The organism is Corynebacterium ulcerans (genome assembly GCF_900187135.1).
GTDB lineage: Bacteria > Actinomycetota > Actinomycetes > Mycobacteriales > Mycobacteriaceae > Corynebacterium > Corynebacterium ulcerans.
On the sequence record NZ_LT906443.1, the window covers coordinates 1,461,706 to 1,483,250 of the forward strand.

The 21,545-nt window shown below is 53.0% G+C and carries 19 protein-coding genes; 7 read left to right on the plus strand and 12 right to left on the minus strand.

Going from position 1 to position 21,545, the window contains the following annotated elements:
• Positions 1-55: 55 nt before the first annotated feature.
• The 4 genes from CKV68_RS06490 to CKV68_RS06505 all read right to left on the minus strand — a co-directional run bounded on the left by CKV68_RS06490 (position 56) and on the right by CKV68_RS06505 (position 3,490).
• Positions 56-409, minus strand: a complete 354-nt coding sequence (locus CKV68_RS06490) for a branched-chain amino acid transporter permease (RefSeq protein WP_013912672.1) — start codon at positions 407-409, stop codon at positions 56-58.
• Positions 406-1,122, minus strand: a complete 717-nt coding sequence (locus tag CKV68_RS06495; protein ID WP_013912673.1) for an AzlC family ABC transporter permease — start codon at positions 1,120-1,122, stop codon at positions 406-408. Before CKV68_RS06495 ends, CKV68_RS06490 begins: the two co-directional genes overlap by 4 nt.
• Positions 1,123-1,266: 144 nt before the next feature.
• The gene (locus tag CKV68_RS06500) at positions 1,267-1,863 is read right to left on the minus strand and encodes a YqgE/AlgH family protein (protein ID WP_095075842.1); all 597 of its coding nucleotides are present in this window, start codon (positions 1,861-1,863) and stop codon (positions 1,267-1,269) included.
• Between the two features lie 25 nt (positions 1,864-1,888).
• On the minus strand, positions 1,889-3,490 hold the full coding sequence (locus tag CKV68_RS06505; protein WP_013912675.1) for a CCA tRNA nucleotidyltransferase: 1,602 nt from the start codon (positions 3,488-3,490) through the stop codon (positions 1,889-1,891).
• A 408-nt stretch (positions 3,491-3,898) separates the two neighbouring features.
• On the opposite strand from CKV68_RS06505, the gene CKV68_RS06510 reads away from it, so the two are divergent.
• The 7 genes from CKV68_RS06510 (at position 3,899) to CKV68_RS06540 (ending at position 15,376) form a co-directional block, all read left to right on the plus strand.
• A complete protein-coding gene (locus tag CKV68_RS06510) occupies positions 3,899-4,978 on the plus strand; it encodes an NUDIX hydrolase (protein ID WP_029975538.1) in 1,080 nt (359 codons plus the stop codon).
• Positions 4,975-7,878: a hypothetical protein gene (locus CKV68_RS06515; protein WP_095075843.1), complete on the plus strand. Its 2,904-nt coding sequence runs from the start codon at positions 4,975-4,977 to the stop codon at positions 7,876-7,878. The genes CKV68_RS06510 and CKV68_RS06515 overlap by 4 nt, the downstream gene beginning before the upstream one ends.
• Before the next feature lie 158 nt (positions 7,879-8,036).
• Entirely contained in the window at positions 8,037-11,516 is a 3,480-nt protein-coding gene (gene murJ / locus CKV68_RS06520; protein ID WP_095075844.1) for a murein biosynthesis integral membrane protein MurJ, read from the plus strand.
• Positions 11,517-11,873: 357 nt separating this feature from the next.
• The gene (locus CKV68_RS06525) at positions 11,874-12,572 is read left to right on the plus strand and encodes a sigma-70 family RNA polymerase sigma factor (protein WP_414017501.1); all 699 of its coding nucleotides are present in this window, start codon (positions 11,874-11,876) and stop codon (positions 12,570-12,572) included.
• A gap of 223 nt (positions 12,573-12,795) precedes the next feature.
• A complete protein-coding gene (gene trxB, locus CKV68_RS06530) occupies positions 12,796-13,752 on the plus strand; it encodes a thioredoxin-disulfide reductase (RefSeq protein ID WP_014526481.1) in 957 nt (318 codons plus the stop codon).
• 30 nt (positions 13,753-13,782) lie between these two features.
• The gene (gene trxA, locus CKV68_RS06535; RefSeq protein WP_013912681.1) at positions 13,783-14,106 is read left to right on the plus strand and encodes a thioredoxin; all 324 of its coding nucleotides are present in this window, start codon (positions 13,783-13,785) and stop codon (positions 14,104-14,106) included.
• Between the two features lie 88 nt (positions 14,107-14,194).
• The gene (locus CKV68_RS06540) at positions 14,195-15,376 is read left to right on the plus strand and encodes an N-acetylmuramoyl-L-alanine amidase (RefSeq protein WP_013912682.1); all 1,182 of its coding nucleotides are present in this window, start codon (positions 14,195-14,197) and stop codon (positions 15,374-15,376) included.
• Positions 15,377-15,426: 50 nt separating this feature from the next.
• Here CKV68_RS06540 and CKV68_RS06545 read toward each other — a convergent pair whose 3' ends face one another.
• From CKV68_RS06545 to rpmH, 8 genes are all read right to left on the minus strand, one after another.
• Positions 15,427-16,095, minus strand: a complete 669-nt coding sequence (locus CKV68_RS06545) for a hypothetical protein (RefSeq protein WP_180956340.1) — start codon at positions 16,093-16,095, stop codon at positions 15,427-15,429.
• 41 nt (positions 16,096-16,136) lie between these two features.
• Entirely contained in the window at positions 16,137-17,189 is a 1,053-nt protein-coding gene (locus CKV68_RS06550; protein ID WP_013912684.1) for a ParB/RepB/Spo0J family partition protein, read from the minus strand.
• Positions 17,190-17,194: 5 nt separating this feature from the next.
• Positions 17,195-18,187, minus strand: coding sequence for a ParA family protein (locus tag CKV68_RS06555; RefSeq protein ID WP_013912685.1), 993 nt, complete (start codon positions 18,185-18,187; stop codon positions 17,195-17,197).
• Positions 18,188-18,292: 105 nt separating this feature from the next.
• The gene (gene rsmG, locus CKV68_RS06560; RefSeq protein ID WP_080742785.1) at positions 18,293-18,964 is read right to left on the minus strand and encodes a 16S rRNA (guanine(527)-N(7))-methyltransferase RsmG; all 672 of its coding nucleotides are present in this window, start codon (positions 18,962-18,964) and stop codon (positions 18,293-18,295) included.
• A 184-nt stretch (positions 18,965-19,148) separates the two neighbouring features.
• A complete protein-coding gene (yidC, locus tag CKV68_RS06565; protein ID WP_095075846.1) occupies positions 19,149-20,105 on the minus strand; it encodes a membrane protein insertase YidC in 957 nt (318 codons plus the stop codon).
• Positions 20,106-20,206: 101 nt separating this feature from the next.
• On the minus strand, positions 20,207-20,494 hold the full coding sequence (gene yidD / locus CKV68_RS06570) for a membrane protein insertion efficiency factor YidD (RefSeq protein WP_013912688.1): 288 nt from the start codon (positions 20,492-20,494) through the stop codon (positions 20,207-20,209).
• Positions 20,495-20,509: 15 nt separating this feature from the next.
• Positions 20,510-20,866 (minus strand): ribonuclease P protein component, encoded by a 357-nt coding sequence (gene rnpA / locus CKV68_RS06575; protein ID WP_013912689.1) that lies wholly within the window; start codon positions 20,864-20,866, stop codon positions 20,510-20,512.
• A 26-nt stretch (positions 20,867-20,892) separates the two neighbouring features.
• A complete protein-coding gene (rpmH, locus tag CKV68_RS06580; protein ID WP_013242964.1) occupies positions 20,893-21,036 on the minus strand; it encodes a 50S ribosomal protein L34 in 144 nt (47 codons plus the stop codon).
• Between the last annotated feature and the right edge of the window lie 509 nt (positions 21,037-21,545).

The window sequence follows — 21,545 nt, forward strand, 5'->3', positions numbered from 1 at the left end:
CAACCTACAGTTTAGAGGTTGGAAAGCCGGCCTTTGCGTATCCGGGAAGGCACAATCACCACACAAGATTGACCAGAACCATATAAAAAACTGTTCCGCTGATAATGGATAGACCACAGTCTCTCCGCCACCAATGCACCAGCAGCGTAACAGCCGTGGCGATAAGCGCAGGCACGAGACCTCCCGTGGCACTCCGCGCAGCCGAAAGTGTGTACATAACGAGCACCACCATCACGCCCACAGGCATAGTTATCGCAAGCATGGACATCAAGGCACTACCTTTAAGTAACTTAACTGCAGAAAAGGGGAGCCACCGCAACATAAAAGTGACCACAGCAACTGGCAGAAGCACGAGGATAACAGAGGAAAGCGTGACACCTTCGGGCAGTCCCAACTGAGCAAACGTCATTTCTTCACCTTCCATGTCAGTGCAGCATCCAAGCGTGGTTGCACGCTACGCACGAACAGCAAGAGAAAGTAAGCAACGAGCGCAATGATGAGCATCTTCTGGGTGGAGATCAGGGCCGCAATGACAGATAAGACAATGGCAAAAAACGGCAATGACCAATCTTGATTATTACGAAACGCTTCCCACGCCAGCACCACAAAAAGCGCAGTAAGAGCAAACTCCATTCCCTGAATGCCTGAAGGTAGGGCCACGCCAGCTAACGCTCCTACAACACCTGACAAAACCCATAGAGCATGACAAAAAACCTGGACCGTCAACAACCTCACACTAGAAATATTTCCAGCCTCCGGTCGAGCTGAAACGATCGCATAGGCTTCATCGGTAAGCGAATACGTGGAATACGCTCTACCGATAATTGATGTAATTCGATGGCGCGGATATGTTAAGCCATAAAAAATATGGCGGAAATTTACCATAAAAGCTGTGATTGCTGCAGATACGGGACCCGCCCCACCGGTAATAAGCGTAAGTGCAAGAAATTCCATTGAACCGGCATAAATCACGATGGAAAAAATTGGCGCCCACCACCAGGCGAATCCCGATTGCGTCACCAATAAGCCAAAAGCAAGACCTAGCGGAATGAGGCCTAGCGCGACCGCCCAGGATTCTTTAATTCCTGCCCGAATTTCAGACGATGTTTCACGTGAAACCATCACAACCTCTTTTGTTGATTTTCCTCCAGAAAAGGTGAACACCAAGGAGATACGAATAAAAGAAACCGGGCACCTAGCCCTACATAGAGCACAGTACCCATAAGAAGCCTCAAGAAAGGGGCATGTATCACCTTAAGTGAAAACTTAGTTTTCGGATACGTCTATAGGATACGTTGAATACAAGGGGAGCGGCATAGGCTGACGCCTCATTACATCGCCCCAAACATCAACGCTTCCAGCAGCAATCACATCGGAAGACAATGCGGGCGCCACGTACCATTCCCCCTTTTCAATCTCTTCATTCAATTGGCCGGGTTCCCATTCCACATAGCCAGCAAAAAGACGCAGCCCCGAAAGATCAGCCGCTATACCTTCTGGCTGGGCTCGCAGATCCACGTGTACCAACCGATTAGCTAAGCGATTGAAATGCGGATGCGCAGCAATATCCACCCCTGGGGCTGTAACTCCTAGTCCTACCACTCCCTGCTGATTAAGTGGGCCGCCGATATAAAGAGCCTGGGGCTTGGATACTAACGGGGCCCATTCTGGCATCACGTTAAACACGGCGACGTCACTCCGCGAAGCAAGGTTCACACCGAACGTCGTAACTTCATTGTGCTCAAGAAGCAGAATGACATTCCGTGCAAACACAGAACTTTCCATAGAAGGCGCCGCTATGAGTAGCATTCCCGGAGCAGGTTCATTTCGCTCCATAGCATTAAATAACCGATCTGCATACATATCGCACGCCTCCCTTATTTTCCTTCTACTTTTCCAACTCAGACATGTCGGCGGCATTATGGTTTTGCGACCACCATGCTTTGAGTTCCGCAATGGCCTCTTCGCGCTCCAAAGGACCGCGTTCCAACCGTAGTTCTTTCAGGAAAGACCATGCTTTACCCACGTCAGGACCGGGCTTAAGGTCAAGTAGTGTCATAATCTCATTTCCATCGAGATCAGGACGCACCCGCTGAAGATCTTCCCGCTCAGCAATGTCCGCGATGCGTTCTTCTAGGTGATCATATGTCCGCTGAAGTCGGGCTGCCTTCTTTTTGTTACGCGTTGTGCAATCTGCACGGACAAGCTTATGCAGCTTGGAAAGCAAGGGACCCGCATCCGTTACATAACGGCGTACAGCAGAATCCGTCCATTCCCCCTCACTAAACCCGTGGAACCGCATATGTAGCCGGATAAGGTCACTGACGTCATTCACCATCTGCTTAGAGTATTTAAGCGTGCGCATGCGTGCTCGCATGATCCGAGCACCTACGATTTCGTGGTGATGAAAACTCACTTTTCCATCATCGTTAAAAGCCCGGGTGTCCGGCTTGCCGCAATCATGCATGAGGGAGGCCCATCTCAGTACTACGTCGGGGCCATCCTCCTCCTGCTCCATCGCCTGGCGCAGGACTGTAAGCGAATGCAGATACACATCCTTATGCTGCCGGTGCTCGTCTTGTGTAAGTCGTAGCGCGGGGATTTCCGGAATAATACGCTCAGCAAGCCCGGTATCCACCATGAGGTCAATGCCATCCCATGGCGCCCGACCGCAGAGTAGTTTATCCAGCTCCACTTGCACTCGCTCAACAGTGATGCGATCGATCTGATCCGCCATCTGTGTCATTGCGTTGCAGACGCGATCGGCGACAGAAAATTCTAATTGTGAAACAAACCTGGCAGCACGAAGCATACGCAATGGATCGTCGTTAAAGCTTTGCTCAGGGGCAGAAGGCGTATCTAAGACACTTTCTACTAAGTCATCCATTCCGTTGACAGGATCATGGAACGTCATTTCACCAGTGGGATGTATTTCTACGGCCATGGCATTGACACGGAAGTCTCTACGGATAAGGTCGCCCTCTAGTGTGTCACCAAATTGCACTTCCGGGTTTCTCGTTTTCCCGTCGTACACGTCTGAACGAAACGTGGTGATCTCTATTTGTTGCCCGTCTTTTTCTGCGGATACCGTTCCAAAATCGATTCCAGTATCCCACACCACAGGTGTGTAGTCATTGAGAATCTCCATCACGATCTCTGGACGAGCATCGGTAGTGAAGTCCAAGTCATTGCCCAGCTCATCGAGAAGAGCATCACGCACGGAACCTCCTACGAGGTAAAGGCGGTGTCCGCGATCTTGAAAAAGCTGAGCGAGGGGGGCCAACAGAGGAGCAAGATCTGCCAATGTGCGCTGCGCACGGGCAAGAAGCTCAATGCGGTTCGGTGAATCGCTTGCCGAGACGTTCTCGGTAGTGTTGGCATCAATAGGGGCAACAGAGGACGCGGCGGAGGATGAGTTCATTATCCCTACGGTGTACGAACCATCATTGGTAATGGTTGTGTGCTGCTTACTCTGTGAATTCACGCGCATGAGTTTACCTGGTTAATTCCATTACCATTATTTCTCTATACTGCGCCCCGGCTAGACGACGCCACTCACGTATCTTCCTCTTGCATTACCAAGATACTGCCGGCAAGTTCATCAGCCATTTTCCCACCACCAGGGAAATATAACTGAATCTTCTTACTCAAATCACGGTATCCAAATGCGTAATCACTCACTTATAGTTGTTAAAGTTATGGTGATCACGTCCACATTTTTTCACCTCATTTACTAGATCTTTCCCACCTTTTCGGGTCAAGAAGTCCATTTTCTACGTCATCTGCCACCTAGATGTATGGCTAAATACGCCACACACGTTGTTCACGATTACTCTTTTCTTTTAAAGAAGCGGTTCATAGGTACCTTCTCAAGGTTGAAAAGGATACGATCAGCGAGATGAGCGAAAACGAACAATCGCGCCCAAATGCGGTGAATTCTACGGAATCCACCGCACCACGGCGCAGAAGACGCACGCGGTCACGCCGTTTTAGCAGTGATCAGACGGGGCGCTCTTCGCAGTCGCATCGAACTGCCGAAGGGGGCCGTACTTCTGCAACCCAACAGGCAGGGGCAAAGCGCAACACTAATGCACAAGCTTCTGGTGAGGGGCGCGCTTCAAAACGCAAAAATAGTCCGTCTCAAGAAAACGCTAACGGTAGTTCTTCCCGCGGGCGAAAAAATAACGAGACCCGCAAATCCAACAAGTCTCGTGCAACAGGTTCTCGCTCCACTACGACACGAAACACGGTAAAGCGCAAGGACAACCAAGAAACAACGCCACCGCAAGGTAACGAGTCAAGCGATAATGAATCTCGCGCTACTCGACGTAAACGACGCACACGGACGGGACAGCGCACCGCTCAGCGCTCTACCTCCGCACCGGAAAATAAGCGTCGCCGGCGTCGACCGCAAACCTCTCATCGCTCTAGAAATAGTCGCGCTAGCCTCCGGAACCAGTATCAGACATCCAAGATCAACACTCGCGATGAAACTTCCGCGGGCGGTTTGGTGATCTCTGGACTGGCTGAGGCAGTTGACAACAACAATAACGTTGATCTTTCCCGTATTTATGTAGCGCTCATTGGACGACTCGATAGGAGAGGCCGCCTTTTGTGGTCCATGCCTAAAGGTCACGTCGAACCAGGTGAAGACAAAGGGAAAACCGCCGAACGCGAGGTATGGGAAGAGACTGGAATACACGGCGAAGTTTTCGCGGATCTCGGCACGATTGATTATTGGTTTGTATCGGAGGGAGTGCGTATTCACAAGACAGTTCATCACCATTTACTGCGATACGTCGATGGTGATCTCAACGATGAGGATCCAGAGGTTACTGAGGTCTCCTGGATCCCAGCCAATGAGCTTATTGAACATTTTGCTTATGCCGACGAGCGTAAACTAGCCCGCATCGCGCACGATTTAATCCCAGAATATGCCATCAAAGAGAAGGCAGAGGGAAGGAAAACCCCGCGGTGAGCACTATCAATCTCACCTCCATCAAGTTACTCAGCGAACATATGCGATTAAGCACCGCTGAGCTTTTGGCGACGGTTCCATCGGATTCGCCCAAGAACCGTTCGACGGCTCGCACTCGACGGCCTTTCGCCCTAGGAATATTTCCTTTATCCCTGTTGTCTCGCACTGGGACAGCGCTACTGACGCTTGCCTTATGCAGTGCCACGCTCGCACATGCGCCACAGGCTGCCGCAGATGCCCTTCCGTTGTCACCGATGGGGCCGACTTCTCATCGTTGGATCAACCCTGATGTACGTTCAATCGACGTCAATGCCAAGGTCAAAATACAAATCCTTAAAGTCGATTCGCATATCCAGCTCGGCGAAAAGATACATCTTTCTCTCCGCATCATCAATAATTCCGATTCTCCGATCGACCAGAGCTCTGCGAAGATTGTGGCTCGTCATGCAGACGCAGAACCGACCGTCGCCGGTGCCCGTACCGTGCTCGCGGCTGCACCTTCTTCCTACCCGTATCTTGCAAGCCCAATTCCAATTCAGTCAAAGATCGCGCCTGGTAGTTCCAAAGATATAGACATCAGCATAGACACGGGGGCGACAGAGCCCGGAGGACTACAGCTGCGTTCTGCTGGCTCTTACCCCATACTGATTGGGCTGCACGATGCCTCTGACAGTATTTACAGCACACAGAGATTCCTTCTCTCTGCATCCGCACCGCATAAGCCCGAGGGCGCAGCGCAGGACCCTAAGCATCTCAGCATGGTCCTGCCTATCACAGCGGAAGTCGATATCGTTGGTGGTGAAACCGGCGAGGCCCCCGAACGCGCGCCTCTTATCATGCGTTCGGAAGCTCTGACCGAAGAGATTGCGCATGGCGGCCGCCTAGATCAGCTTCTCGACGCCTACCTCGCTGCACGCGCTTCAACACCAGAGATCAGCGCAGCGAGCTGCTTAGCTATTGATCCGCAATTTCTTGATGTCACCCGGCGTATGTCTGAGGGATATAGCGTGGCACCACAGCGGCCTAGCTCGGTGTCGGAGAACAGACGTCTCCGCGATTCCTGGAATATTGAGGATGAAACAGAAAAGCATGTCCCTGGCAGGGGACAAAAAGCCGCTGCTGAGTGGTTAGAAAAGTTAGGAAAAGCCACTGAAGATACCTGCACTGTGGCTATGCCGTGGGCTAATGCTGATCTCAACGCGGTGGCTAAAACCAACAACCCATGGTTGATGCGTGAGGCCCTACAGCGCGGCTCTGGAATCATTAAAGATGTGCTGGGGGTTACCCCGGAATCCAATATCGTGATCCCCGGCACGGGTTACATCACTGCACAAGCTGCAGCTTCTTTGGGATGGGCTGACCAAAAGGAAAGCGCGGATGGTACACAACCTCCAACCACGAGCGATATCAGTGCAGCGTGGGAGGCTGCTAAGGCTAAGGAAGCTAAATCCCAGCCGGATGAAGATTCGCTTAAGGAATCGCCAGCTAAAGATTCTGAGGCATCGTTGGATAGTGTTCGTGATTCCGCTGTCCCAACCACTGCACCTACGGCTCAGGTACCGGTTTCTGTCCTCGTCGCTGACAATACGGTGTGGCAGGCCCCCAAAGTAGATCGTTTTGGCCAGCTAGCAGCTGGTGTGCGTTCTGTAGCATATCAAGGGTCGCTGTCCGCCACACTTGCCCAGGCATCTCCAAAGCCAGTGACAGCGGGATACGGCAATTATGACATTCGCTTTGACTATTCGCTCGATTCTGAGGCCGCTCGGATGGCTACTGGTGCAGCAGCTATCGATGCTGCTGTCGCGGAGAACACACAGCCGACGCTGTTGATGATGCCTACATCGATACGGAACCCCAATTCCTGGTTCGAGGCAATCTCTACGTTGTTACGGGAGCATTCCGCATTGCCTATGACCCTGCGCGACTACGTCACTATGTCGCAGCAGCAGGAAGGGGAACTTGCTGCACAAGCTGCGGCTGCGGCTGCGACGTCGGCAAGCGGCGATGGATCGCCGAGCAGTATCTCTAGCAGCGGCCTGGTAGAAGGCAGATATGGCGCACCTTATGACGATCCCACAGTAGTCTCGGACACAGAAATCTTGCGGGCACGCCAGCAATCGGATTATACCGACGATCTCACGGGTCTCATGATTAATGACGCCGCCATCGCATTGTCTCCCTATAACTTCACCGCGCCATTGCGGCAGGATTTACTCCGCGCGCTCAGCGTCAACGGACGACGTTCCATTAATAGTTTTGACCAGAAGATTGCCCGAGCCACCGCTTTATCCAATGAAAATCGCGATGCGCTCACGGAATTGCGCAGCTCCGTCACATTGTTGTCGCCGGGCAACGTGTACACCAGACTTTCCCCGTCCTCACCGCTACTTATCGCGGCAAAGAACGGGCTGCCGCTGCCCGTTGATGCGCGCATTCGTTTTAACGGGCCTGAAGGCGCTTCAATTAAGGTGAAAAACAGCCTGGTTATTCCGGCAAAAGGTTCCATCACCGCACAGATGATCGCTCAGCTTCCCGACGACGATGACCAAACCAATCTCAAGCTATGGCTAGCCACGCCAACAGGTGCGGCAATCTCCAACCCTGTGACTATCGCTGTACAAACACGATCTGGTTTTGTGGGACAATCTGGCATCGCCCTCACTGTAGTTCTGGGACTCTTTGCCTTGCTCTTCTTGCGTTTCTTTGTCAAACGCAAACGCCGTACTCATGGCGAACCACAAGTAACAACGCGTTCTCTTTCTCCTGTATCAACCACGCGGCTTCCACCCGTACGCAGGCCGCGTCGTCGCAGTGAAGGCTCAGTTCGTGATGGCGACCGTACCAGTGGTGATGCCAGCTCGGATGATTCTGGAACAGGTCTTCAATCTCCGCGTCCATAGCGGAGAGATAAAGACACCCCCTTTCAACAGTTCTCGAGGCTACAACCAGCACTACACTGATTGCCCCCGATCTTTCCCCTTGACGCCACACAGGTTTTCGTCCCTCCGACTCGCACGAAAACCGTGGCGGCGACCATAGAAAAGAAGCAGGATTCCAGGTGAACTCATCTGAGAGCACACCCTCTAAAAAGGGAACCAGGTACCGTATCGTGCCTCCCGCGGCACCCGCACCAGTCCCTGAGGCTCGTCCCCGTCACACCAGTTCCTCGGTGCACCCCAGTGAGGATCGCTCCAAGCTGGATAAGGACCCCGCCCGTCACTCGGTTGCTGATACTTCCAGCGACAACAGCGCTGTGTCTGCCGGCCTGAGCACCCCCTCTGAAGGTGCTCAGCCAGCCGGGGGAAAGACGTCGGAAAGCTATGAACAAGAGTCACAGACAGCCTCAGTGGTTACCGTGGATAGGGACGCACAATCCGCCCGCACCACAGCAGCCGGCGCCACGAATGATTCTGCGCCTCAGGCAGACGAGGACTCGCAAAGCACCGCCTCTACCAGTGATAATGATGTTGTTCGTTCCACTGGTTCCATGGCCATAGCCACTCTTTTCTCACGTGTTACGGGCTTCCTGCGCACCGTTTTGATCTCCACCAGCCTAGGCGGCGCCATCGCCTCGGCTTTTAACACCGCAAATACTCTGCCCAACCTCATTACAGAGATTGTTCTGGGCGCAGTGCTCACGTCTTTGGTGGTTCCCGTTCTTATTCGGGCGGAAAAGGAAGACCCTGATAGGGGAGCCGCATTCATCCGGCGGCTCTTTACCCTCGCGGCGGCTCTACTCGGATTGGTCACGATCGGGGCGATTATCGCTGCGCCTTTACTGAGTCAGCTCATGCTAGGCGCAGATGGCAAGGTCAACATCGTCCAAACCACTAGTTTTGCGTATATTTTGCTTCCGCAGATTTTCTTCTACGGAATGTTTTCGCTGCTCATGGCGGTGCTCAATACCAAGCAGATCTTCAAACCCGGAGCGTGGGCGCCAGTAGCAAACAACATGATCACCATTGCCGTGCTTGTGTTGTACATGCTGCTTCCTGGCGAGCTTGATCCCACAGCGCCTTCTACGATCACTGACCCGCACGTGCTGCTTCTGGGTCTAGGAACCACGCTGGGCGTTGTTGTCCAGGCATTGATTATGATTCCCCCAATCCGCCGTGCTGGCATATCTCTTAAACCGCTGTGGGGCATTGATGCGCGTTTGAAGCAATTCGGGGGAATGGCCACGGCAATCATTGTGTATGTGGCGATTTCTCAAATCGGTTACATGATCACAACCCGTATTGCTTCCTTTGCAGATGAGGGCGCACCCAATATTTACCAACAGCATTGGCTGTTGTTGCAGGTTCCTTACGGCATTATCGGTGTCACGTTGCTCACCGCCATCATGCCGCGTCTTTCCCGCAATGCCGCCGATGGTGATGACAAAGCAGTGGTCCGCGACCTCATTATCGGCTCAAAGCTCACCTATATCGCGTTAATCCCTATCGTCGTCTTTTTCACGGCTTATGGCGAGCGCATCGGCCTCGGGCTTTTTGCTTATCGACGCTTCGACGCCGAGTCTGCAACCATCCTTGGCTGGACGCTCAGCTTTGCTGCGTTTACCCTGCTGCCGTATGCACTCGTGCTGCTGCATCTGCGTGTGTTCTATGCGCGAGAAGAAGCCTGGACACCTACGTTTATCATCGCTGGTATTACCGTCACCAAGGTAGTTCTCTCTGTTATCGCTCCAATGGCTGCCACGGATCCCAGCCGAGTAGTGATCCTTCTTGGTGCTGCCAACGGCTTTGGATTCGTTGCCGGTGCGATCATCGGCGCAATGCTCTTGCGCCGCAAGCTTGGAAATCTCGGCGGACGCGAAGTGCTAAAAACGAGCACCTGGGCCTTTATCGCCTCTGGCGCAGGTATCCTCGCCGCTCTCGCTCTGAGCTATGTCCTCGACCAGTTTATGGGCGGCCTTTTTAGTGCCTTGGGCAGCGTCGGAATGCTTGTGCACCTCGCTATTGTCGGTGTGGTCTTCCTTCTATGCACTGGTCTCGTGCTTTCACGCTCGGGCCTGGAAGAAGTTATCAACCTTGGTTATGCACTGCAACGCATCCCAGGTATGCGTCGCATCATCCATATGCGTGCCCCGCAAACCGACACTATGGTGCCAACGCGCCAGGCTATAGCCAACGAGGCCCTCGCTTTCGACGACACGTTCAACGCCACGCCAATCCCGGCACCGATGTCCGCCGGTATCGTTCGTGGTCCACGCCTGGTCCCCGGCGCGCAGGTTTCCGATGGTCGATTCCGCTTGTTGGCAGACCACGGTTCTGTCTCCACTGCGCGTTTCTGGCAGGCTAGAGAAAAGACCACGGGTAGGGAAGTAGCCCTCATCTTCGTGGATACGTCCGGGAAAGCTCCGCAGGCCCCCGCAAGCCCTGCGGCCGCCGCGGGCGAGGCAGCAGAGGTATCGCGTCGTACTCGTGCGCTGGCTAATCTCAATCACCCAGCAATCGCACCAAATATTGAGGTTTTGTCGTATCGCAACGGCTGCCTTGTTGTGGCCGATTGGGTCGCTGGTTCCTCGTTGGCTTCTGTGGCCAGCGAACCGGTTAATCCCTATGCTGCCGCCTACGCTTTTGAGCCTCTCAGCCAGGCCGCACAGTTTGCTCAAAGCGCTCACACCCCCTTAGGCATTGATAATCACGCGCGTATCCGTATCAATACAGATGGCATGGCGATCCTTGCGTTCCCCGCTGTCTTGTCTGATTCCTCCTACGAACGCGATATGCGCAGTATTCGTACCGCTCTGGGCACTCTTATTCAGGTGGACACTGCTCCGCAAGAAATCACTGCGCTTCTGCATGTCGACGCCACCGAGCTTCCGCATGCCATCGCAGATCTTCCAGATGCTCCCTCTGTTGCCGAGGACCACCTCGTTGTTGAGGAAGAAGCTACTCCTAGGCCTCGAAACACACCAGGCTTTGGTAGCGCTGGGTTTAGCAATATCGCCCGTGCGATTATCGCCATGGCGGTTGCAGTGGTCGTTGTTTCCATCGCTGTGATTACCGGTTACATCACGAGCCTCTTTGGCAGTGACCAAGGACAGGTACCTTTGAACAGCGATTCGATTGTGAACTCTAAGCCCTCTGATGCGCTAGATCTGCCTAGCATCGTGGCTCCCATTAAGAACGCTTCCGCGTGGTCTCCTAGTGGCACAACACCACATCGCGAGTCCTCATCTACTGCACAGTTGGCCATTGATCCAGATAAATCTAGTGCATGGTCTACAGGACCAATAGAAAAAGGGCAGGGGGCAGGCATCTTGCTTACTCTTGCTCAACCGCATCGGGCTAGCTCTGTGGTGGTGGAAAGCGATGGTACACCGGCAAAGATCTCTGTCTATCGGGTGGAAGACGATAATGTTTCTTCGCTAGACTCCGCTCAGCTGTTGGGAGAACGCAAAGTTTCTTCCATGCAGACTCGGATCTCGTTGGGTAAAGAACCGTTGGTCACCTCCATTCTGGTGTGGGTAACGGGGGTCCCCGACAACGCATCCGTGAAGATACACAACATCACAGTAGTAGCTAGTTCTTAAGCGCACTGTGTAGGACTGTGGTGGGAAAGAATCGTCGATTCTTTCCCACCACAGTTTTCTTTTTCTTGTTATAAATCCTCGGTTATCACCTTTGCGCAGAACCTTGCCACAAATCACCTCGCGCGATCCTTGGCGTCCCCATAGTTATTTTTGCAGGTTGCTCAAAAAGCCCCAACCAAAACCATAAAACCATATTTATGCAGGTCAAGGCATTAAAATTCTTTCTTATATAGCTCTGCAACATCCAACCTATTGTGCAAGCAGAATATCTTGCCGGCGATCTTTCTTAGTCAAGATTAAAAGCAAATCATCGTGTCGCTGGAGGGAGGCGACATCCAAACACTATGGGGGGAAATAGTGAGCTGTGCAGTCACGGCCACCGCAATCGAACATGATGCAGCCACATCCAAAACGGTCACCAACGCCATGCGCCACAAAGTTGGTGACCGACATGAGCTCTCCGTGAAAAACATCGAGAGACAAGCACAACAACACATAACAAAGATCCATGACACCGATCTTGTTATCCAGTTCCTCGAAGGAGACAACCAGGCATTTGATGAAATAGCCAAAAGGCATTATCACAGCTTGTGGTGGCTTGCTCGACGCCACAGCTACTGCGATTCCGACGCCGACGACATCATGCAGGAAGCGATGCTCAAGGCTGCACGTAACCTAGGACGATACCGTGGCGATTCCTCACTGAGCACCTGGCTTTATCGTCTTGTCTTTAACACCGCCTACGACCACATTCATCGCTGCACACATCGAGACAATCTCCCGTTAGAACCATTCCTAGGAGCACACGCTCAGCTAGATTGTGCACTCAGCCATGATCCGCTCAGAGATCACGCTATGTCCATGTCAATAGCCCAAGCGGTAGACGTGTTACCACCCGAACAAAGAAATGCCATCCTCTTGGTGGATTTCGCTGGCTACGACGTTGACGTCGCTGCACAGATAGAGAAAGTTCGACCTGGAACAATCAAATCGCGCCGGGCTCGAGCACGAAAAACCCTGAGAGATCTCCTTATTCCCGTTATCGAAGAGCTGTAGCACATAGAAGCAACCTGAACGTTGTCCTTATCACGTTGGGAATGTAAGCATGCCCTCACTTGTTAGGAAGAAAAAGAAAGTAACCTATGAGAATGCTGAGGCGCTACGGCTAACGGCTACACTGAGCCAGAATCACGAAAGCACCTACGGAGATCTCAACAAGGGCTTTCTCCACATATCTGGCCCCGCTAGATTCAGTTACAACAGCTAGGAAGGCAACCTCATGTCCGAAGCACCCAACGTGCCTAACGCGACCACAGTGCACGACGTAGCCATCATCGGATCCGGCCCAGCCGGTTACACCGCAGCTCTCTATGCGGCTCGCGCTGAGCTCAAGCCCATTGTTTTCGAGGGAATCGAATTCGGCGGCTCTCTCATGACCACCACAGAGGTAGAAAACTTCCCCGGCTTCCCAGAGGGCATCATGGGGCCAGATCTTATGGACAACATGCGTTCTCAGGCCGAGCGCTTTGGGGCGGATCTCCGTATGGAGCTGGTAACCAAGGTGGAACTTGAAGGCGAGATCAAAAAGATCTGGGTCGACGACCAAGAGTTCCATGCCCGTTCCGTCATCTTGGCCACGGGCTCTGCACCACGCTATATCGGCGCGGAAGGCGAGCAGACGCTCCTGGGTCGGGGAGTCTCTGCTTGTGCCACATGTGACGGCTTCTTCTTCCGCGATCATGATATCGCTGTGGTCGGCGGCGGCGACTCCGCCATGGAAGAAGCGACCTTCCTTACCAAGTTTGCTAAGTCTGTGACTATCGTGCACCGCCGCGAGGAGTTCCGTGCTTCCGCCATCATGCTGGAACGGGCAAAGAACAACGACAAGATCCGGTTCCTCACCAATAAGACCGTATCCAAAGTGCTGGGGGAGAATACGGTGAGCGGATTGGAACTCACGGACACTGTCACCGGAGAGACTTCTGTTCTCGACGTCACGGCTATGTTCGTAGCAATCGGCCATGATCCTCGTTCTGACTTATTCCGTGACGTAGTAGACACCAATGATGCAGGCTATGTCCGGGTAGCAGAGCCTTCCACGCGCACCAACGTTCCTGGTGTCTTCGCCGTGGGAGATCTTGTCGACGACCACTACCAGCAGGCAATCACCGCTGCCGGTTCCGGTTGCCGTGGTGCTATCGACGCCGAGAATTATCTCGCATCACTCAACGCCTAACCCACCACCTACGTATAAGGAGAAACTCTCATGAATGCACCTATCGCTTTGACCGAGGCAACTTTTAAGACAACCGTCATTGACTCTGATAAACCAGTTCTCGTCGATTTCTGGGCAGAATGGTGCGGCCCGTGCAAAAAGCTGGGCCCGATCATCGATGAGATCGCCGCTGAGATGGGCGACGACGTCGTCGTAGGCAAAGTCGACGTGGATGCCGAGCGCAACCTAGGCGCAATGTTCCAAATTATGTCGATTCCCACCGTTCTTATTTTCAAGGATGGCCAGAAGGTCGCCGAATTTGTTGGGGTTCGTCCAAAATCAGAAATCGTGGCAAAACTGCGTTCACACCAGTAACTGGTATCCTTTGACGAGGATTACAAAGCCATCACTGTGCCATTAACCGGCATTTTGGCTTGACCACCCGTTATTGGAAAGGAGCAGTGTGTCTGACATCTTGCGAGTAGGTGACCGCAGCCCGCGCGTCGCTGAAGTCAGAACAGCACTGACGCGCCTTGGTCTTGTGCCGGACTCTGATAAAGAAATCAAGCAGTCCAAGGGGCAAACGTTCACTGACCCCGAAACATACTTCGACGAAGAACTCGCCGAAGTCATCAAGGGTATGCAACAGGCTCGGGGCATCATCGCTAGCGGTGAGATCAACGAGGTCACCCTCCGTGCCCTCCGAGAGGCCTCATATAAGCTCGGCGCCCGAGTTCTTAGCTTTGAGCCAAATAATATCTTCGTTGGCGACGACGTCCTGCAGCTGCAAACGCAGCTGCAGGAACTCGGTTTTTATACCGATCGTGTCGATGGCCGATTCGGAGATAATACATACAAGGCGCTGCTCAGTTATCAGATCAACTATGGGTTGAAGAGCGACGGCATCTGCGGTCCCGAAACAATCCGTGCGTTCGGGCGCCTTGGCCGCAGGATCACCGGCGGTTCTCCACAGGCTCTTCGCGAGCGCGAGCGCGTCCGCGATGCTGGCCCTATGCTTGCCGGTAAGCGCGTCGTCATCGACCCTTCTTTGGGTGGAAACTCGCGTGGACAAGTAGTGCAGGGCCCTTACGGAGAGATCACCGAAGAGGAAATCCTCTGGGACCTTGCTACCCGGGTAGAGGGACGCATGATCGCTGCAGGGATGGAGACCATTATCTCTAGACCGCGGCAGGATAATCCTTCACAGTTGGAGCGCGCGGAGATAGCCAACGCTTTTGACGCCGACGTGATGATTTGTTTGCAATGCGATCAGTACCAGAACGACAAAGCAAATGGCGTTGCCACTTTTTACTTCGGCTCTGAGGCCGGGACTAGCTCTCTTACTGGAGAAATGCTGAGTGGTTTCATCCAACGCGAGATCAGCGCTCGTACTGACCTGGTCAACTGTGGTAACCATGGCAGGACCTGGGACCTGCTCCGCATCACGGCGATGCCGACCATCGAGGTGGTGTTGGGCTATCTGACCAACCCACACGATGTCACAATCTTGACTGATCCCAAGCACCGAGATGCGATTGCAGAAGCAATTGTGGTGGCCGTCAAGCGTTTATATCTCCTTGACGACGATGACCAGCCCACAGGCACCTACAAGTTCGCAGAGATGTTAGAACAGGGCATGCTTTAAGCTGTTCGATGGTGGCTTTCCTCGAGGAAAGCCACCATTTTTATTTCCTCTTATACCGGAACTTTGGCAAACAAAGGTTCCGCGGCTTCCGCAGTGAGCAAAGAGTGCGCTGGCGGCAGCTGAAGCCGTAGCAGGGGCAGCACTGGATGATGCCGAATGATCTCAAATCCAGCGGATTCTAATAACGCTACCGTCATCAATCCGATATCCTCCGCAGATGCGAGTATGCGCTGAATGTTTTCCGGCTGTGGGTTAAACGGGTCGTCACAAAAGGATTCGTCCCACGCAAAGGCCTCAAGGGCTTTTATTCCTTGCCCGGCAAGGTGAACGATGGCTGCGTCGAGAAGCATTGTTTCTATACCGCTGCCCATCACGGCCGGGTCTCTGTGGAGAGAGGTCAACACGTAGGCATCGCTGGTCACAGGGGCGGTAGGCAATTGGGCACACCCCGGGGCTTCAGCAGCTGGGCAATAGAGAAGTGTTGCACAGGCCCGAGAGCCGTGTAGAGCGGCATTGTGGATACTCGTGATGTTGAAGCCGCAACTGCCGTATGCAGACAGCACAGCGGCCAGCCATGCTTCTTTTTCCAGGGTTGGGGTCCCGGCAGCAGAGGCACGCAGTGCCGCTGATTCTTCCAACTCCCAAAACACGCTTCTCGACGCCCCCAGATGGATCCGAGGGATACCTTCTAAGTTCAGGGCTTCGATTCGAGTGTTCATGCCATCAAGCGCCTTTCATAAGAAGCTGCTACCGCAAACTACTACTCCTCGCTATTTCCTCCGAGAAGGCCCATGATGCGGTCGAAATCTTCACGACCACCGAATTCCACAACAATTTTTCCTTTGCGCTTACCCATACTCACAGACACTTTGGTGTCCAGCCCATCAGCAAGGCGGTTTGCAGCATGGGTGAGGAACTCAGGGGTCGGTATCTTCTCCCGCTTCTTTGGTGCTGTTTTTTCACCGCGGTTCATCAGCGTGACGGCTTCTTCTGTTGCACGAACAGAAAGACCCTCTGCAACAATACGATCGGCTAGAGCAATCTGGTGATCCTCGCCCCCTTTAACGCCTAGAAGTGCTCGGGCATGTCCAGCTGAAAGCACACCAGCCGCTACTTTGCGCTGTACTGATACAGGAAGAGCAAGCAAGCGGATCATATTGGTGATCACAGGGCGAGAGCGTCCGAGTTTATCCGCCAACTCATTCTGAGTAACGCCGAATTCCTGCAGCAGCTGTTGGTAAGCAGCTGCTTCCTCTAAAGGATTAAGTTGAACTCGGTGAATATTCTCCAAAAGGGCATCGCGCAGCATCTCCGAATCATCGGTCTTGCGAACGATTGCGGGAATAGTTTTCACACCGGCTTTAGACGATGCACGCCAGCGGCGCTCGCCCATGATGATCTCGTAGTGTTCATCGGCAGTCTCACGGACCACGATGGGCTGAAGTAGACCAAACTCACGGATTGAGTGAACCAGCTCAGCAAGGTCTTCCTCGTCGAAAACGCTACGGGGATTTTTATTGTTGGGGATAATGAGCCCAATCGGAATTTCCCGATAGGTGGCACCAAATTCTTCGAGTTGCTGATCAGCACCCCGTGACTCTGCGGATTGCTTTTCTACCACCTGCGCAAGGATGGGACTGATGCGCGCAGATTTGGTATCGCGTTGAGAGCGCGATTGGGTCTTCTTCTCGGCAGCGCCACCGAAAACCACGTCTGCTGCAGAATCGCCGATCCGTTGCCCTGGTGTTGGGCTCCCGGTTATCAGTGCGCCGATTCCTCTGCCGAGACCACCTTTACGAGTTTCCTGTGCCATTTTTCTTACTCCTTCGAGGTCTCATCCGCGTGATCGGCATTGCCTTCACTCTGGCTTTGCCTTTGTTGTTCACGTAATGCTTCTGGCGACATGCCGATCGGTCCTGAGCTTTCCGACGGCATGTAGTCGCCGCGGGTGGCCAACTCTCGCGCCGCGTCGAGGTAGGCAAGCGCACCCCGGGAACCGGGATCATAGGCAAGAACGGTTTGCCCGTAGCCTGGTGCTTCTGACACCTTCACGGAACGCGGGATCTTGGTTCCTAAAACTACGTCACCAAAATGCCCACGCACTTCATCCATGACCTGCTCTGCGAGCTTTGTCCTGCCGTCATACATGGTCAAAAGAATCGAGGAAATGTGCAGGTTGGGGTTGAGGTATTGCCTAATCATCGTGATGTTGTTCAACAACTGTCCTACGCCTTCGAGGGCATAGTATTCACATTGAATAGGGATAAGCACCTCATCAACAGCGGTCATCGCGTTAATGGTGAGCAAACCAAGCGATGGGGGACAATCGATAAAGATGTAATCGAAGTCCGCCTGCTGCATATACTCCGTGTTGAGGGCGTCGCTAAGCCGGTATTCTCGCCGAACTAGGTTAACCAACTCAATTTCAGCACCCGCCAGATCAATGGTCGCAGGAACACAGAAGAGATTCTTGGATGCAGTTGTTTCCTGTAGTGCATCCTCTACCGTGCACTCGCCGATGAGTAATTCATAACTCGACAAGGTTCCAGCACGGTGATCAACCCCTAGGGCAGTAGAAGCGTTTCCCTGAGGATCAAGATCAATAACAAGAACTTTTAGTCCATTAAGGGCAAGGCCGGCTGCAAGATTAACTGAAGAAGTGGTCTTTCCCACGCCACCCTTTTGGTTAGCTACAGTCATCCTGCGAGAGCTATCTGGACGGGGCAGGTGCAGGCTATTCGGTGTCAACACCTGGGCCGCACGACGTGCCGCAGCGGCGATCGGTGTATCTTCCCAGTTTTGGTCGTCCATGCGTCCCTTCTCGTCTATGAATCGAGGGCCCTATCCTGCCCAAAGTGTACGTTTCTACTTTAATGCCTAAAAGGCAGGCGGTTCCACACCACCCCGATGCTGTTTTTAGCGAACTTTTCGGATGGAAATCAGTGTAGTTGGATCTTCAAGCTGATCACCCACAGTAAAAATCTTGATTTTTCCACCGCCAGCTTTAAAAATCATTTTTTCATCACGATCAAGCTCTTCCCTTACGGAAGAACCTTTCATGGCGATCATTTTTCCACCAAGACGAACTAGCGGAAGAGACCACCCCGCAAGTTTCCCTAGAGGTGCAACCGCACGCGATGTCACGACGTCGACAAGGCCCAGCTCGTTTCGGACTTCTTTTTCTTCAGCGCGCCCCCGGATCACGGTCACGTTATCTAGGTTCAGGGAGTCTTTCACTTCGCTCAAGAAAACAGAGCGTTTGAGCAGTGGTTCAATGAGTGTTATCTCCAGGTCAGGACGGGCAAGCGCAAGAGGAATGCCCGGCAAACCGGCGCCTGAGCCAATATCTGCAACGCGAGCATGAAGATCCATTGCTTCACCGATGACTGCGCAGTTAAGTATGTGACGGTCCCACAGTTTTGGAACTTCACGAGGGCCGATAAATCCGCGTGTGGATCCGTCGGTAGCCAATAAACGGTGATATTCCACCGCTTTGTCCAGCAAAGATCCGAAGATTTCTGCGGCTATCGCTGGGGGAGAGGTCAGCTCAAGCTCACGCTCAGCACCGTTGTTTTCCTCATGTTTCACGTGGAACCATCCTTAATACTTCTACCGGCAGCACAAACAACTCCGGCACCTTCACAACGCTATCACGCTGGCCTAACATCGCTGCCCCCAAACGGGAAAATGAATACATCAAGCACATAATCACCAGGCGGAATAACAAAAACTGCCGCCACCATGCGGGGTGACGGCAGTAAATGGAAGAAAATTATTTCTTCTTACCCTTCTTAGGGTTATTCGGGCGCTGGCCGGGTTTCGGAGCTGTTGCTCGCTTCGCAGCTTTCTTGGCTTCAATTTCTTCGGCTTCTTCTGCGTCAATCTTGTTAAAGATCCAACGCTGCTGGAAGAAGGTCCAAATGTTGTTAGCCACCATGTAGAACAGCAGGCCGAGGTGCCACAGAACACCGGTAAACAGAATGGTCAACGGCATGAACCACAACATCATCTTGTTCATCATGTCCATCTGCATCTGCATCTGGCCGCTAGTAGGCGCAGCTTGCAGACCAGACTCACGCCGTGCTTTTTGGCGATTAACAGACAAACGTCCGTTCATATGCGTTGCTACCACGATGATCAGAATCAATGGGGCTGCAACAGCAATGATGTTGGCGCGGGTGAAATCTACAGGCTGGAAAGCCTTGTACATGACACCAGGCATCGAGATGTATGCGGAGAGCGGAACACCAAAGATACGAGCGTCAAGGAAGGACTGAACGTCTTCGGGCGAGAAGATGTAGTTAGGGGTCTGTCGGTTGACCTCAACGGAAAGTCCCAGCTGACTGTGTCCGGTACCGGTACGGTTGAAAGAACGCAGCACGTGGAACAGACCGATGAACACAGGCATCTGCACAAGAGCCGGAAGGCATCCAGCGATGGGATTTACTCCCACTTCTTTTTGCACTTTCCGTGTCTCTGCCATCATCTTCTGCTGGTCTTTTCCGTATTTCTTACGGATTTCCTGCATCAGCGGCTGAAGTTCCTGCATCTTGCGAGCAGAGCGCATCTGATTAAGCATTGGCTTCACAAGGAATGCACGAATCGTGAACGTCAGCAGCATAATAGCCAACACCCACGAGATGCCGGAGCCTGGGTCAAACACAAAGCTCACTACTTTGTGCCAGAACCACAGGATGGCCGAGATCGGCCAATAAATGAAGTTGAGCACTGTGAGTCAGAACTCCTTGGTGGTCGAAGTTTTAAGATGTGGCATTCCCTGCATATCGAAGCTGATCATCGAGGATCCTCCAAAGAATCTCCGATGCATAATCAACGCCGAGGCACTGGGTCGTAACCGCCTGGATGCCAGGGGCCACATTTGGCTAGCCGTGCGATCGTCAACGCCGTGCCTACAACAGCACCACGCCGAGACACAGCCTCAAGCGCATACGCGCTACAGGTCGGATCGAAGCGGCAGGTAGACCCCATCTTAAGGGGAGAAATATATTTTTGGTAGAAACGCACCGCGTCATATAGCAGCCCGCTGAGAATCCCAGCAGGTCGCACAGGCCTAGAATTATCATTCTCATTGCCTAGTTGATGATGGGAATAACACATGAGAGCCGCTCCTTATCAACGTAAAAGCAGCTTTTCGACGCCCGAACGGACATCCGCTTCCAGCTCTTTAGACGTCGCCGTTGCAGCCGGGGGTAATGCACGAACAACAACATACGCGTCGTGAGGGATCTGGTCTTTAATGCCCATAAGAATATGCCGAAGTTTGCGAGATACTGAATGACGGGTCACCGCATTGCCTACGGCTTTGGAGACCACAAGGCCAAAGCGTGGTCCGCCTACTGCCGCTATGTCGTCAGCAGTAGCATGGGTGCGTAAATGAATAACGACGGTGCTTCTTCCAGCACGCTTGCCTTTCCGAATAGTTCCACGGAACTCGTCGGAATTGCTGAGCTTGTGCCTAGAAGGAAGCACCGTCGTTTAATTCTTGTAAGAAGAGACTAAGCAGTCAGCTTCTCACGGCCCTTACGACGACGTGCAGCCACGATTGCGCGACCCGCACGGGTACGCATACGAATACGGAAGCCGTGCTTACGTGCGCGACGACGGTTGTTCGGCTGGAACGTCCGCTTGCCCTTAGCCACGGTGAACACTCCTCAAGTTGTGTGTAGGTGTCCGCACAAAGATCCCCGACCCACAATGGGGCCAAGCACCCTCTTACTTCCTAGCGTTGCTAGGAAGAGCGGTCACCCTAAATTGGATGATTTTCAAGTGAGGTACGCGCACCACGCTAACCACAATCACGTTAGCGCCGAATTTCCGGAACCCTGTCGGCGTCACGCATCTCTTCTGATGCGAGGCGTTCCGAAAGCTCTGTCGTTCATAGCGGCGTTCTCAAACAAAGCACTTGCGATTGACGTATTAAAAACACGCCCGTTGCAGTGACAGACCTCAACAGACTACGTGAGTTTTCCTAGCTAGAACAAATCGACACGCCGTTCCCCCAACCCCACCCCTGTAATGACATTTTTGTAATTAACAGCTGCTCATCCACTATTTGGCCGGTCAGAGTCTCTCGACAGTTGCAATATAGCCATAAAAATGCCTCTGTTCGAGTGCCCCAGACCGAAAACATACAACATCCAAAACTAAT

What these genes read in the sequence shown, in the direction of transcription:
- CKV68_RS06490 (WP_013912672.1), bottom strand. Translation starts at nt 409, where the DNA reads ATGACGTTTGCTCAGTTGGGACTGCCCGAAGGTGTCACGCTTTCCTCT.
- CKV68_RS06495 (WP_013912673.1), bottom strand. Translation starts at nt 1,122, where the DNA reads ATGGTTTCACGTGAAACATCGTCTGAAATTCGGGCAGGAATTAAAGAA.
- CKV68_RS06500 (WP_095075842.1), bottom strand. Translation starts at nt 1,863, where the DNA reads ATGTATGCAGATCGGTTATTTAATGCTATGGAGCGAAATGAACCTGCT.
- CKV68_RS06505 (WP_013912675.1), bottom strand. Translation starts at nt 3,490, where the DNA reads ATGCGCGTGAATTCACAGAGTAAGCAGCACACAACCATTACCAATGAT.
- CKV68_RS06510 (WP_029975538.1), top strand. Translation starts at nt 3,899, where the DNA reads ATGAGCGAAAACGAACAATCGCGCCCAAATGCGGTGAATTCTACGGAA.
- trxB (WP_014526481.1), top strand. Translation starts at nt 12,796, where the DNA reads ATGTCCGAAGCACCCAACGTGCCTAACGCGACCACAGTGCACGACGTA.
- trxA (WP_013912681.1), top strand. Translation starts at nt 13,783, where the DNA reads ATGAATGCACCTATCGCTTTGACCGAGGCAACTTTTAAGACAACCGTC.
- CKV68_RS06545 (WP_180956340.1), bottom strand. Translation starts at nt 16,095, where the DNA reads ATGAACACTCGAATCGAAGCCCTGAACTTAGAAGGTATCCCTCGGATC.
- CKV68_RS06550 (WP_013912684.1), bottom strand. Translation starts at nt 17,189, where the DNA reads ATGGCACAGGAAACTCGTAAAGGTGGTCTCGGCAGAGGAATCGGCGCA.
- CKV68_RS06555 (WP_013912685.1), bottom strand. Translation starts at nt 18,187, where the DNA reads ATGGACGACCAAAACTGGGAAGATACACCGATCGCCGCTGCGGCACGT.
- yidD (WP_013912688.1), bottom strand. Translation starts at nt 20,494, where the DNA reads ATGTGTTATTCCCATCATCAACTAGGCAATGAGAATGATAATTCTAGG.